Raw genomic sequence first — 13814 nt, forward strand, 5'->3', positions numbered from 1 at the left:
GCGCCTCACCAGTGGACGACGACCTTGTCGCCGGTCCTCACCTGCGCGAACATCTCCGCGATCGCCCGCTCGTCCCGGACGTTGACACAGCCGTGCGAGGCACCGGCATAGCCCGTGGCAGCGAAGTCGGACGAGTAGTGCACCGCCTGGCCCCCGCTGAAGAACATCGCGTACGGCATCGGTGAGTCATAGAGCGTCGACACATGGTGCCGTGACTTCCAGTAGACGCTGAACACACCTTCCCGGGTCGGTGTGTACTGCGACCCGAACCGCACCGGCACCGTCAGGACCGACCGCCCGTCGATCATCCAGCGCAGGGTCCGGCTCGACTTGCTGATGCACAGCACCCGGCCGGTCAGGCACCGCGCGTCCGGCGCGTCGGCCGGCTGGCCGCCCATCAGGTACAGGTCCCACTTGCCGGGCTCCCGGGTCATCCTCAGCAGCCGCTCCCAGGTGACCTCGTCGGTCTTCCCCGTTCTCGGCAGCCCCCGCTTGCCCTGGAAGCCCCTGACCGCCTGCTCCGTCAGATCGTCGTACGCCCCGGTCGGCCCGTCGAAGAGCCAGGCGATCTGACGCAGACGGGCCTGGAGCTCCCGGATGTCACGGCCCTCGTCGCCCCGCTTCCACAGCACGGCGGCCGGTGCCGCGGGCGTGGGTTTCGTGCTCGGCTTGTCGTCGGGAGGCGCCGACTTCGGGGACGGTGTGCCGCTCGGGAGCTCTATGCGCACGGGCGAACGCCGATCCTCCTCGCCGGAGGCCTGCACGGTGCAGCCGCACAGCACGGTCAGCGCGGCACCGCAGGCCAGCACGGCGGTCCCTCGTCCCGTGCCCGTGCCCCGTGTCCGCCCCATACCCCTGTTACGCATCCCGGCCCCCGTCGTCTCACCGCGGCCACCCCCGACCGCCCGACCACCCTGGTGTCACCTGAGATGTTCCCCGCACGTGACCGGTTGCGAACTACGCGGCATGGTTGGACACAGAGGTGAAGGACACCGTCCACCGTCCGCGGTGGCGGGCTACAGCCACGGCGAGCTCGGAGGCCACACCATGGCGCGAGAGTCTGAGTCCAAAATGCCCATCGAGCCGGTGTACGGGCCGGACGCGCTGAGCGGCTGGGACCCGGCCGAGAAGCTGGGTGAGCCGGGCTCGTACCCCTTCACCCGCGGCGTGTACCCCACGATGTACACCGGCCGCCCCTGGACGATGCGTCAGTACGCCGGCTTCGGCACGGCGACGGAGTCCAACGCCCGCTACCGGCAGCTGATCGCCCACGGCACGACCGGCCTGTCGGTCGCCTTCGACCTGCCCACCCAGATGGGCCACGACTCCGACGCGCCGATCGCGCACGGCGAGGTCGGCAAGGTGGGCGTGGCCATCGACTCGGTCGACGACATGCGGGTGCTGTTCGACGGGATCCCGCTGGACAAGGTCTCGACGTCGATGACGATCAACGCGCCGGCGGCGCTGCTGCTTCTGCTCTACCAGCTGGTGGCGGAGGAGCAGGGGGTCCCGGCGGACCGCCTCACCGGCACCATCCAGAACGACGTGCTGAAGGAGTACATCGCCCGCGGGACGTACATCTTCCCGCCGAAGCCCTCGCTCCGGCTGATCGCCGACATCTTCCGGTACTGCCAGGCCGAGATCCCGCGCTGGAACACGATCTCGATCTCCGGCTACCACATGGCCGAGGCGGGCGCGTCCCCCGCGCAGGAGATCGCCTTCACGCTCGCGGACGGCATCGAGTACGTCCGCACGGCGGTGGCGGCGGGCATGGACGTGGACGACTTCGCGCCCCGTCTGTCCTTCTTCTTCGTGGCCCGTACGACGATCCTGGAGGAGGTCGCCAAGTTCCGTGCGGCGCGCAGGATCTGGGCCCGGGTGATGCGGGACGAGTTCGGCGCGGAGAACCCCAAGTCCCTGATGCTGCGCTTTCACACGCAGACGGCGGGCGTCCAGCTGACGGCCCAGCAGCCGGAGGTGAACCTGGTGCGCGTGGCGGTCCAGGGCCTCGCGGCCGTCCTCGGCGGCACCCAGTCCCTGCACACCAACTCCTTCGACGAGGCGATCGCGCTGCCCACGGACAAGAGCGCCCGCCTCGCGCTGCGCACCCAGCAGGTGCTGGCGTACGAGACGGACGTGACGGCGACCGTGGACCCCTTCGCGGGCTCGTACGCCATTGAGCGGATGACCGACGACGTCGAGGCGGCCGCGGTGGAGCTGATGCAGCGCGTCGAGGACCTCGGCGGCGCGGTGGCGGCCATCGAGGACGGCTTCCAGAAGGGCGAGATCGAGCGCAGCGCCTACCGGATCGCCCAGGAGACGGACGCCGCCGAGCGGGTCGTCGTCGGTGTCAACCGCTTCCAGCTCGACGAGGAGGAGCCGTACGAGCCGCTCCGCGTCGACCCCGCGATCGAGGCCCGGCAGGCGGAGCGCCTCGCGAAGCTGCGCGCCGTTCGCGACCGGGGCGCGGTGGACTCGGCCCTGGCCGCGCTGAGGAAGGCCGCCGCGGGGGAGGACAACGTCCTGTACCCGATGAAGGACGCGCTCCGGGCCCGGGCGACAGTGGGGGAGGTGTGCAACGCGCTGCGGGAGGTCTGGGGGACGTACGTCCCCAGCGACGCCTTCTGATCCGCGCCGTCTCGCCCGCTGAAATCCGGGATCGGATTGTCGTACCCCCGTGCCACACTCCTTTCCATGTTCGGTGTCATCGACCTCCCCACCTACCTCGCGGGCCTGATCCTGATCGTCCTGCTGCCCGGTCCCAACTCGCTGTACGTGCTGTCCGTCGCCGCGCGCCGGGGCGTCCGCCCCGGGTACACCGCCGCTGCCGGTGTCTGGTGCGGGGACACCGTGTTGATGACCCTGTCCGCCGCCGGAGTCGCCTCCCTGCTGCAGACGAACGCCGTGCTGTTCGGGATCGTGAAGTACGCGGGGGCCGGGTATCTGACCTGGCTGGCGATCGGGATGATGCGGGCGGCCTGGGGGATGTGGCGGAACCGGCGCGCGGCGGCCGTCGAGGAGAGCCCGGCCCCGGCCGCCGAGGAGCGGCCCTTCCGGCGGGCCTTCGTCGTCAGCCTGCTCAACCCCAAGGCGATCCTCTTCTTCGTCGCCTTCTTCGTACAGTTCGTCGACCCGGCGTACGCCTACCCCGCGCTGTCGTTCGTCGTGCTCGGCGTCTTCGCGCAGCTCGCGAGCTTCCTGTACCTCAGCGCGCTGATATTCGGCGGGACGAAGCTGGCGGCCGCGTTCCGCAGGCGCAAGCGGCTGTCGGCCGGGGCCACTTCGGCGGCGGGGGCGTTGTTCCTCGGGTTCGCCGTGAAGCTCTCGCTCGCCGGCAGCTGATCACTCGTAGGCAGCTGATCACTCGTCGGTGGCTGATCAGAGGCCGACGCGTGCCAGGTAGGCAGACAGGCCGTCGGCCGCCTCGCCCGCCCACCCGACATACCCGTCCGGCCGGACCAGGAGCAGGCCCTTTCCGTACGACGCCTGCTCCTGCCCGCCGACCACCCGTACCGTCTCCGGCAGTTCCGGTGCCGGCGCGCCCACCGCGATCAGCGTCCAGTGCGGTCCCCGGAACGCGTCGAACAGCCGCACGCCGCCCAGCGTCCCGTCCGGCGCGCGATCGCCCGCCCGCACCGGGCCCGGCGCCGGCCGTGTCTCCCGGGTCAGTGACGACTCCCGGTACCCCAGGCCGAGCTGGCGGGTCGCCTCGCCGCGGCGCACCTGGCCGCGGTGCACGCTCGTCGACAGGCCGAGCATGTCCGCGGCGATGGGACGCCGTTCCTCCTCGTAGGTCTCGAGGAGTGCCGCGTCGGCCCCGTCCCGCAGCACCGCGCCCAGTTTCCAGCCCAGGTTGTAGGCGTCCTGGACGCTGGTGTTGAGGCCCTGCCCGCCGGCCGGCGAGTGGATGTGCGCGGCGTCCCCCGCGAGGAACACCCGCCCGTCCCGGAACCGGTCCGCCAGCGCCGCGCGCGGCCGGAAGTCGGAGGCCCAGCGGACCTCCGTCACGTCTTCCGGCGCGAGGTGGGAACGCGCGGCGACCGCCTTGCGCACGCCGTCCGCCGAGACGTCCACCGAGGACCCCTCGGGGAACCGGGCCGCGACCTGGAAGTCCTCCGTGCCGGCGAGCGGGCAGATCGCGAGGAAGTCCTGGCCCTCCCCGCGCGGCGGGAAGATGTGCCAGTTGTCCCGGTCCAGGCCCGTGATCCTGACGTCCGCCACCAGCGTCGGGTTCGGGTCGACGGTCTCGCCGGTCATGCCGACGCCGAGGGCCCGCCGTACGGCCGAACGCCCGCCGTCGGCGGCGACGACGTACCGCGCGCGGACGCTCTCGCCCGCCGCGAAGCCGGCCGTCACGCCGTCCTCGTCCTGTGTGATCCCGACGAGCTCCCGGCCGAAGGCGACCTCTCCGCCGAGCTCCGTCAGCCGGGCGAAGAGGATCTCCTGGGTCCGCCATTGCGGGACCATCCACGGCTCGGTGTACGGCGAGTCCTCCGTGACCTCCGCCGGGTCGAACATCTGGTGCTCGCCGACCCGCTTGCCGTCCTGCCAGATCATCCCGACCGGATAGCTGCCGCCCGCCGCGCGGATCGCGTCGAGCACGCCGAGGTCGTCGAAGACCTCCATCGTGCGCGGCTGGATCCCCTTGCCGCGCGAGCCGGGGAAGAGCCGGTCGGCCCGCTCCACCACGAGCGCGTCCACGCCGCGTCGGGCGAGATCGATGCCGAGGGCGAGGCCGGTGGGACCCGCGCCGACGATCAGTACATCCGTGTCCGGTACATCCGCATGTGTGGTCATGAGTGCATCTCCTTAACGCTGTTAAGTTCCCTTGGTCACGAGCGTGCCCTTAACGGCGTTAAGCTGTCAAGCGTGAATACGGAACGCCGAGCGCCCCTCGATCGCACACGCGTCGCGGACACCGCCCTCAAGCTCCTGAACGAGGTCGGCCTCGACGGCCTGACCCTCCGGGCCATCGCCAAGGAGCTGGACGTCAAGGCGCCGGCCCTGTACTGGCACTTCAAGGACAAACAGGCGCTGCTCGACGAGATGGCGACCGAGATGTACCGGCGGATGGTCGCCGCGACGCCCCTCGACCCGGACGAGGGCTGGCGGGAGCGGCTCCTGAGGTCCAACCGCGGGCTGCGCGCGGCGCTGCTCGGCTACCGCGACGGGGCCAAGGTCTTCAGCGGCTCACGCTTCACCGGCATCGAGCACGCCGAGCAGATGGAGGACAACCTGCGCCTGTTCACGGCCGCCGGCTTCGCCCTCGCCGACGCGGTCCGCGCGACCTCGACGACGTACTTCTACACCCTCGGCTTCGTCACCGAGGAACAGGGCGTCGAGCCGCTCGCGGGTGAACGCCGTGAGGGGTACGACATAGAGCAGCGCGCCCGCCTGATGGCCGACTTTCCCCTGTCGGCTCAGGCGGGCGCGGAGATCTTCACCGACTACGACCGGCACTTCGAGGAGGGGCTGGCGGTGGTGATCGCCGGTATCGAGGCGCGGTACGGGGTCGGCTGAGCGAGGCGGCGGATCACCTCGCCCGGCGGCGGGCGTTGCGGATCGCGCGGGTGACGACCGGCGGGAGCACATCCGCGGCGAGCTTGCGGGCGCGGCTGCGGGGCGGCTTCGGACGCGCGGGGCGAGCGGCGGAGGCGGCGGCGGGCGCGGTGGGCGCGGAGGGCTCCGCGGGGATGCTGTCCGCGTGCCGGGACGCCGGGAACGGCGGGGCCTGCATGCCCTTGGCCTTGAGGCGGATGATGCGGTGTCCGGCAGCCTGCTGGACGCTGAGGTGGCAGTCCGTGCGCGCCCGCACCATCGCCAGCAGCTCCTCCTGGACCGGCTCGGGGTCGCCCCAGGTGGCGTACAGCTTCTGGGTGCTCAGACAGATCGGGCGCAGGCCGCGGTTGATCACGGCCTCCCAGGTGGCTATCGCCACTCCCGGCGTGTGCTCGGAGCGGAAGTCGTCCAGGACGACCACCCCGTCCGGCAGCAGCAGGTCGTGAGCCGCGCCGATGTCGCCGTACACGTGCTCGTACAGGTGCGAGCCGTCGACGTGGACGAACCGGCAGGAGTCCGTCGGGACCTCGTCGGGCACGATCGAGCTGGGGCCTTGCAGGACGCGCGGCAGTTCGTCGTGGAAGGAGAGGTAGTTTTCTTCGAAGGCCTGCCGGGTCAGCGCGCTGTACGACTTCGCCGACTCCGCCTTGTTGGCGTCGTCCGGCGCGTCGCCCTCGAAGAGGTCGCACACCGTGTAGCGCTCACCCGGCTGGAGGCGCTGGCCGGTGAAGATCGCGCTCTTGCCCATGAACACCCCGACCTCCAGCAGATCGCCGCGCATCCCCGCGGACTGCTGCCGGTCGAGGAGCCAGTCGAAGAGCACCTGGTCGAGCGGGGGAAACCAGCCGGGGACGTCGTCAAGGGTGCGAGGGCGTCGGACGGCGGGCGTGGACTGTGTGGCTGCCATAGGCGCGAGCACTCCGTTGTGATCCTGCGAGTCGGACGGGGTACTCCGGTGTCTGCCCCGTGCGAATACGCCAAACCAGCTGTGCGATGAACGGCAGGACAACATCGCATGGTCAACGGGGGGCTCATCGGTTTCCGTGCGGTGTACCGGATCGCCGGGCCCCGGCAGGCCGCGCTCAGTGGGGTCTCGACCAGCGGGTTTTCAGTCCGGATAGCCCCATGCGCGGGCCAATTCTGCCAGCCGTTGCGGAAGCTCGACGTCCGGGTGGGCGGTGCGGGCGGGCTGGATCCGGCCGGACTTGAGGGTGCTGGACCAGTCGCCGAGCTGGGGGCGGAGCGTGCCGTGGTCCTGTGCGCCGTAGTCGAGCATGCCGGGCTCCCACGGAAGGCCGAGATGGGCGCAGATGCCGCGGGTGACCCGCTCCGGATCCGCGGTCAGCTCCTCGTACCGGATCACATGGGCGTCGAGGTTCTGCCGCGCCTCCTCCAGCTTCTCGCTGTAGCCGAGGACCTCGGCGCGGACGGCCTCGTGGTCGGGGTCCGCCCGGCGGCTGGTCAGGGACGCGATCACGGCGGCGGGGTGGCGCAGCAGGAGGATGTGGCGTGCCTGGGGCCAACATCGGTGCAGCCGGGGCCAGATGAGGGTGTTCGGCGGGGTCTTGTCGACGATGACGTCCTTGCCGCTGCGGGTGAGCTCCAGGTGCAGGACCCGGTCCCACAGCAGGTGCTCCAGCTCGTCCTTGTCGAGCTCCAGCTCCCTCATGGCGGCCGCGGTGAACTCGCGGGACAGGTGCACGTGCAGCGTGCGCAGATGCATCTCGTGCGGGGCCCGGATCCGGCTGTGGCTGTTCAGCAGCACCCGCAGCAGCGTCGAGCCGGAACGCACCGAGGACAGGACGAAGACCGGCGACTCCACCAGGCGTGGAGCGGGCGGGGCGGTGTAGCCGGCTTCGGAGTCATCCGCGCTGCGGGGCGAGGGGACGGCGTTGAGGTTCCCGCGCGGCGGGCTCACGGCCTGCATCATCAGCCTGCCCCGACGCTTCAGTCCCTTGCTGATCGCCGTCATCCGAGGGTCTCGCACGGTGACACCTTTCTCTCGCGCTGTGCCTCCGCATCCCAGGGGCGGCAGTTGAACGGCAGATGGCGCGCAGGAGAAGCGAAGCGGGGACGTGCATGCGCACATCCCCGCTGACCAGGTGTCTTACCGCTTCCTTAATTCTTCCTGGGAATCGAGGCCAGCTTGCGACGAATCAGCGGAGTGGCCCAGTCCTCCACGTACCGGTTGAGCAGCCGGGCGAGCAGCAGCATCGCGCCGACGGTCAGCAGGACGGTGGCGTACGACGGGATGTTCAGCCCCTGGTGGAGTGCCTTGATGACGACCCAGCCCAGGTGCTCGTGCACGAGGTAGAAGGGGTACGTCAGGGCGCCCGCGACCGTCAGCCAGCGCCAGTTGGCCCAGTGCAGCCAGCCCAGCGCGATCGCGGCCACGGCGACGTAGCCCAGGGTGACCACCAGCATGATGCCGAAGGAGCTGCGGTAGGAGAAGGCGTCGACGTCGGGGGCGTGCCACAGCCGCGACACCGCGTAGTGCTGGCCGATCAGCCAGCTCACGATCACGATGCCCCAGGCGTACGCGTCCTTGCGGTCGCGGTGCACCAGGTACAGGCCGACGCCGCCGATGAAGTACGGGGCGTACTCGGGCATCAGGACGATGTCGAGGAGCGGCTGTTGCGCGCCCTCCGTGATGACAGCGGCGAGGGTCCAGACGGCGCAGAACAGGATCACGCGGCGGCGGGTCGCGCCGGGCAGTACGACGCACAGCGCGAACAGGGCGTAGAAACGGATCTCCGCCCACAGGGTCCAGCACACGCCGAGCACCCGGTCGACGCCCAGCGGCTGCTGAAGCATCGTCAGGTTCACCAGGGCGTCGCTGGGGGACACCGCCTTGTAGGTGACGACCGGCAGTGCGAAGACGAGCGTCACGATGATGATGGCCGCCCAGTAGGCCGGCAGCAGCCGGGCGGCGCGGGACGCGAAGAACGACTTCAGCGGCCTGCCCCAGCCGCTCATGCAGATCACGAACCCGCTGATCACGAAGAACACCTGGACGCCCAGGCAGCCGTACGCGAAGTAGCCGTGCAGCGTGGGGAACTGCTGCTGCGGCGAGCTTCCCCAGGCGTCGGTGACCTCGCCGCCGCGTCCGCCGTAGTGGTACGCCGCCACCATCAGCGCGGCGATCAGGCGCAGTCCGTCCAGTGCGCGCAACCGGGGCTCGCGGGGCTTGTCCGGCTTGGGTGGGCGGGACGAGGCGACCGGTGGGAGGACGGTGCGTACCACGGTGCCCGTGGAGGTCACTTTGGTGTCCTCGGGCGTGTCGATCACAGGATTCCCCTCGCTGGGATTCAGCCGGACCACAGCACACTAGTCCGAATCCAAGCGCCCACTTCGGCGAGCGGAGCAAGATTCGCCGCGCCGTCCGCGCGAGTTCACCTACGCGTCGCTTCCAACTCCGACCCCACCGGCCCCACCCGCGCGACGCCTCGCGATTGTGAAAACGCCGCATAGACGGAGTGTCGTTCCGGCGACGCGGGGGTGCCGTGTCTCGGCGGCCCAGGGTGGGTGAGGGGAGTTGAACATCTGCCCGAAGAGGAGCGCGTCGCAAACCCCGTCAAGGACGGGCTGCTGACCCCGTTGGCGCTGCCGGCGGCCGCCCCAGGGCGGATGACTGCGCCGGCCGGGGGAACCGGAAAGCAGCCCGCGCTGCTTGAGCGTCGGCCCCGGCGGGCCACGGTGTCGGCCGTGCGGCCCACCCCTGCCCGGGCTGGCGGACAGCCCGCACCGACCCGCCGGGTAGCGCCACCCTGCGGGGACGGGGCACCCATCGCGCTACGGCGCTCTTGCGTCCGGCGGCCGGAGGCTCCGCGTGCATCGCCGCCACCCTCGTCCAGTTGGACACCGCTCGTGCTCGGCGAGCCTCACGGGTGGCCCCCCTCCGCGCCGCTGCCCTGCCGCGACCGGCAGCCGGAGAGTCTCACGCCCGGCCATCAGTTGGACGCCGCCCGGCGTGCGCAGCCCTGCGCGGGGCGCCCCGCAGCGTTGCCGTCCTTCCGTGGCCGGCAGCCGGAGAGTCTCCACGCCCGGCCATCAGTTGGACGCCGCCCGGCGTGCGCAGCCCTGCGCGAGGCGTCTCGCAGCGCTGTCGTCCTTCGGCGACCGGGTAGCCGGAGAGTCTCCACGCCCGGCCATCAGTTGGACGCCGCCCGGCGTGCGCAGCCCTGCGCGAGGCGTCTCGCAGCGCTGTCGTCCTTCGGCGACCGGCAGCCGGAGAGTCTCCACGCCCGGCCATCAGTTGGACGCCGCCCGGCGTGCGCCGCCTTGCGGGGCGTCTCGCAGCGTTGCCGTCCTTCCGCGGCCGGCAGCCGAAGGCGCTCCCGTGGCCGAGGGCCCAGGGCGGGGGGTGGGGACACGCCGAGCCGCCGGCCAGGCCCTAGCGGCGTACCGCCCGCCGCAGGTTGCGCGCCTTTCGGGCCACGCGGCGGACCGTGGCGTTGCGGGGGATGAAGGACAGCTGGGCCGGGAGGCCGCCGGGCAAGGCCAGGGATGTCAGGCGCTTGCGCTTGAAGTAGCGGAGCGTCCGCTCGCTCAGGTTCTTGGACAGGTAGCGCTCCGTCTCCTCGCGCAGCCCCGGCAGGATCTTCGGCTGCATCGCGAAGCCCACCGCACGCACCAGCGCCCCCAGCGCATCGACGTCCATGCTCCGGCGCTGCTCGGTGACCGCGCTACGGTCGCCCAGCTCCGGAAGCAGCGCGTGCACGATCGTGACCGGCACCCGGTTGCTGTTCTCGTACGGCGTCAGCCGCTCCAGCAGCAGCTCGGTGCCCACCTGCGCGACCGGCAGGCCGTACAGCGCGGACGCGGTGAGCAGGGCAGTCGAGAAGCAGCCCACCACCAGCGCGGGCCGCATCCGCTGGTACAGCACCTCGGCGAGAACCGGCGTGTCGAGCACGGTGAGCTCGACGCCGAGCTTCTCCGCCTCCTTCTCCATGCTGCGGGTGAAACGGGCCGGAGCCGAGGGGTGCGGCTTGAACACCACCTTGTCGTGGCCCAGCCCGACTGCGCCCTTCAGCATCCGCACATGCAGGTCCTCCTCCTCGTCATCGCTGAGGATGCCGAGCGCGGAGAGGTACTGGCCGAGCAGCAGCGCGGGTTCCTCGATCTCCGGCAGCGCGTCACCGGAAGCGACGAGTTCCGCCAGCACCTTGGTGATGGCCGGAGTCGGCACGATCTCCGCCGGCACACCGAACTCGGTGAGCAGCAGCGGCTTCAGACCGGGCACCAGGTCGAGGTGGAGCACCCGGTCCACGCGGGTGCCGACCAGCGGGTCGATCTTGTTACGGGTGGGTCCGTAGCTCATCAGGCCGTCGGCGTAGACGGTGACCGGCGCACCGGTGAAGATCTGCGCGATGCCCAGGGACGGGTGGACCTGGATCGACTCCACCGCCAACTCGACGTCGTCCTCGCCGAGTTGCCACTCGTGGCGCAGGAACCTCTCCCACAGCGGCAGATCGTCCTGCCGCGGCGCCCAGCCACCGGGGTGGAAGGGGAAGATCGTCTCGTTGTACGACAGCACGTCGTCGAAGCGCTCACGCAGCCGCTCGAAACCCGGCATCTCGTCGAGGCCGGGCGTCGTCTCGGGCGTGGCGGCGTTGTTGCAGACCAGCAGGATGCGCCGGTCGGCGGGGCGGAAGCAGCCGGAGTCCAGGGCCGTGGCGAGGGTGGCCACGCCGTAGAGGGTGGACGCCTGGAAGATCTGGGTGGTCACGCGGCGACCCCCGCGGGGGCGGGACGGCGACGCAGCCGGCGCAGCCGCGTGGCGCGCTGGATGTCCATGGAGTCCAGCGCCTCGTCGAGGACGTTCTGCGGCATGCGGCGCAGGGCCGCGGCACTCATGGATTTCAGCTTTTTCGCCACCGCGGGCTCGAACCTTTCGATGGATCCCAGATGATGGGAAATGATGGCGCAATAAGTACGCACGGCCTTCGGCAGGAGTTTGTCCGCATCCCGGTCCTGCGCGGTTTCCTCGATGACCTGGTCGAACGCACGAATGAAATCGAGTTGGCGCACATCACCGATCTGGGTGAGTGACGAGGCGACACCACGCCGGTAGAAGACCCCGAGCAGGCTCACCGCGGCGAAGGAATCGGCCTCCCGGTGCAGCTTCCAGATCCACGGCCGGTCCTCGGCCGTGCGGAGCCCGTCGGTGAAGTGCAGCACCCCCTTGTCGACCAGTCGGCGGTGGTAGATCCCCGCCCAGGCGTACGCATAGTCGACTGAGGTGGAACGGTCGGCGGGCAGGATCGCCTCGCGCGGAGTCATCACGACGTTCCGGCGCCCGTGCGGCACCCGGTGCACAGCGCGTGCCCGTGCCGTGCACTGGACGTGGTCGGTGCGCAGGAAGTCGCAGCCCAACTCCTCGATCGCGGCGACCAGCCGGGGGTAGTAGCCGGGGGCGAGCCAGTCGTCGCCGTCCAGGAACGTCAGGTACTCGCCGCGCGCGCGGTCGATACCGGTGTTGCGCGCGGTCGCCAGTCCCCCGTTCTTCTCGTGTCTGACATGTACCGCGCCTGGCAACTCGCGTTCCGCGCGCGCGAGGATCTCTGGCGTCCCGTCGCGCGAGCAGTCGTCGACGAGAATGAATTCGAAGTCCTCGCGTGCGTTCGCACGCAGGCTCCTCAGGGTGTCGGGCGCGTATTGCTGCACGTTGTAGAACGGCACGATGACGGAGAGCTTGACCACGCAATGGACGTTAGGACGAAGCCCGTCATTCGTCTTGACGATCGCCTTGAATCGAGGTGAACGACGTGTGGCGAAGCCGTGAACCGGGCTTTTTTACAGCCCGTTCCCGGCTCGATTCGCCGTTCGTCGATGTGCTGTTAACCGTCTGTTGCATTCTGGTTGGGCAGAACCTCGAAAAGGCTTCCTAGCGTCTTCGGTGTGCCAGCAAGTGCGACGAAGACCCGACGAGTTGCCGTCCTCGCAGATTCCGATACCCGGTGGAAATGGGGCGCGCTCACCGCGAACCGTATCTCCCAGGAGGATTCGGACATCCGTCTGGACGGATTCCTCCTGCGTGGCCGGGCCACCCCCACCGCCCGCCAGCTCCAGGAGGTGGGCGTCCACGCCGACTCCCTCCGTGAGGTGAGCGCCGTCGAGTTCCTGCGCACCATGGCGCAGGAGTCGTACGACGTCCTGGTCCTCGCCCTCGTCGGCGGGGGCGTACAGGCCATGCTGCACGGCCTCAAGCGGGTCTGGGAAGAGCAGCCCGAGCGGCCCGTGGTCGTCACCGGCTACGTCGGTGTCGTCTACGAGAAGCTCGCCGACGGCCTGCTGCTGCGGCACGGCGCGGACCTCGTCCTCGCCAACTCCCGCCAGGACGCCGAGCGTTTCCGCGCGGTGTACGACGGAGTCGCCGCCGACTCCTCCGCGGTGACCGAGGTCGCCCTGCCGTTCCTCGGCGGCGCGCCCTATCCCGGCGAGCACGACCCGTACACGGTCGTCTTCGCCGCCCAGCCCTCCGTGCCGGACAGCCGCAAGGACCGTACGTACCTGCTGAACCGGCTCATCCAGCACGCCCGCAGGCACCCCGAGCGCGAGGTGCTGCTCAAGCTGCGCTCCAAGCCGGGCGAACACACCACGCACATCGAGGAGTTGCCGTACCAGAAGCTGGTCCAGCGGCTCGACCCGCCGGCCAACTTCAAACTGGTGTACGGGAACATGGGCGAGGTCCTCGACCGCACCGACCTGCTGGTCACGATCAGCTCCACGGCGGCGCTGGAATCGCTGCACCGCCGTATCCCCACCGTCGTCCTCAGCGACCTCGGCGTGCGCGAGGTGCTCGGCAACCACCACTTCGTGGGCTCCGGCTGCCTCGCCTCCTGGGACCAGCTGGACGACGGGCACAGCCCGACGCCCGACGAGGAATGGGTCTCCCGGCAGGGCGTCTGCGCCGACGGCTCGTACGACACCGCCTTCGACGCGGCCCGCGAGCGCATCACCAAGCTGCTGGAACGTCCGGGCGGTCTGCCCGCCCTCACGCCGTACTACACACCGGCCACCGCGCCCGGCTATCTGCCCGGCATCCTCGCCCGCCACCACCTCGGCCCGGACGGCAGCCCGCTGCCCGGCGCCCCCGCCCACGACAGGGAGCCCGGCCCCGTCCGGCAGATCGTGCGCCGGGCGGCGCGCGGCGCCTACCGGCACGGCGTGCAGCGCGTGGCCCCCGTCATCCGGCGGATGGGGGAGCTGTGAGCGACCCGATGGGGGCGCCGGGACGCGCCCCGAAGCCTTTG

Annotated in this window: 11 protein-coding genes; 4 read left to right on the forward strand and 7 right to left on the reverse strand. The window is 70.6% G+C overall.

The genetic code is table 11. The features are described from left to right. Window positions 1-5 precede the first annotated feature (5 nt). Window positions 6-866: a L,D-transpeptidase family protein gene (locus tag ACZ7L5_RS39235; RefSeq protein WP_471523185.1), complete on the reverse strand. Its 861-nt coding sequence runs from the start codon at window positions 864-866 to the stop codon at window positions 6-8. Window positions 867-1047: 181 nt separating this feature from the next. On the opposite strand from ACZ7L5_RS39235, the gene ACZ7L5_RS39240 reads away from it, so the two are divergent. Next, window positions 1048-2628, forward strand: a complete 1581-nt coding sequence (locus ACZ7L5_RS39240) for an acyl-CoA mutase large subunit family protein (protein WP_471523187.1) — start codon at window positions 1048-1050, stop codon at window positions 2626-2628. Between the two features lie 66 nt (window positions 2629-2694). Beyond that, window positions 2695-3342, forward strand: a complete 648-nt coding sequence (gene leuE, locus ACZ7L5_RS39245) for a leucine efflux protein LeuE (protein ID WP_365061199.1) — start codon at window positions 2695-2697, stop codon at window positions 3340-3342. A gap of 36 nt (window positions 3343-3378) precedes the next feature. Here the strand turns inward: leuE and ACZ7L5_RS39250 are convergent, their stop codons facing one another. Further along, window positions 3379-4797 (reverse strand): FAD-dependent oxidoreductase, encoded by a 1419-nt coding sequence (locus ACZ7L5_RS39250; protein WP_471523189.1) that lies wholly within the window; start codon window positions 4795-4797, stop codon window positions 3379-3381. Window positions 4798-4869: 72 nt separating this feature from the next. Between ACZ7L5_RS39250 and ACZ7L5_RS39255 the strand changes: the two genes are divergently transcribed. Continuing rightward, a complete protein-coding gene (locus tag ACZ7L5_RS39255) occupies window positions 4870-5520 on the forward strand; it encodes a TetR/AcrR family transcriptional regulator (protein ID WP_328424254.1) in 651 nt (216 codons plus the stop codon). Between the two features lie 13 nt (window positions 5521-5533). Here the strand turns inward: ACZ7L5_RS39255 and ACZ7L5_RS39260 are convergent, their stop codons facing one another. From ACZ7L5_RS39260 to ACZ7L5_RS39280, 5 genes are all read right to left on the reverse strand, one after another. Further along, window positions 5534-6466: a class I SAM-dependent methyltransferase gene (locus ACZ7L5_RS39260; RefSeq protein ID WP_471523191.1), complete on the reverse strand. Its 933-nt coding sequence runs from the start codon at window positions 6464-6466 to the stop codon at window positions 5534-5536. Window positions 6467-6667: 201 nt separating this feature from the next. Continuing rightward, window positions 6668-7531: a sulfotransferase family protein gene (locus tag ACZ7L5_RS39265; protein WP_471523299.1), complete on the reverse strand. Its 864-nt coding sequence runs from the start codon at window positions 7529-7531 to the stop codon at window positions 6668-6670. Window positions 7532-7677: 146 nt separating this feature from the next. Further along, a complete protein-coding gene (locus ACZ7L5_RS39270) occupies window positions 7678-8847 on the reverse strand; it encodes an acyltransferase family protein (RefSeq protein WP_363042497.1) in 1170 nt (389 codons plus the stop codon). A 1105-nt stretch (window positions 8848-9952) separates the two neighbouring features. After that, on the reverse strand, window positions 9953-11287 hold the full coding sequence (locus tag ACZ7L5_RS39275) for a polysialyltransferase family glycosyltransferase (protein WP_471523194.1): 1335 nt from the start codon (window positions 11285-11287) through the stop codon (window positions 9953-9955). Further along, window positions 11284-12261: a glycosyltransferase family 2 protein gene (locus ACZ7L5_RS39280; protein ID WP_471523196.1), complete on the reverse strand. Its 978-nt coding sequence runs from the start codon at window positions 12259-12261 to the stop codon at window positions 11284-11286. The genes ACZ7L5_RS39275 and ACZ7L5_RS39280 overlap by 4 nt, the downstream gene beginning before the upstream one ends. 198 nt (window positions 12262-12459) lie before the next feature. Between ACZ7L5_RS39280 and ACZ7L5_RS39285 the strand changes: the two genes are divergently transcribed. Further along, window positions 12460-13773, forward strand: a complete 1314-nt coding sequence (locus ACZ7L5_RS39285) for a DUF6716 putative glycosyltransferase (RefSeq protein ID WP_471523198.1) — start codon at window positions 12460-12462, stop codon at window positions 13771-13773. Window positions 13774-13814: the final 41 nt, after the last annotated feature.

Source organism: Streptomyces sp. NPDC107528 (genome assembly GCF_055639295.1).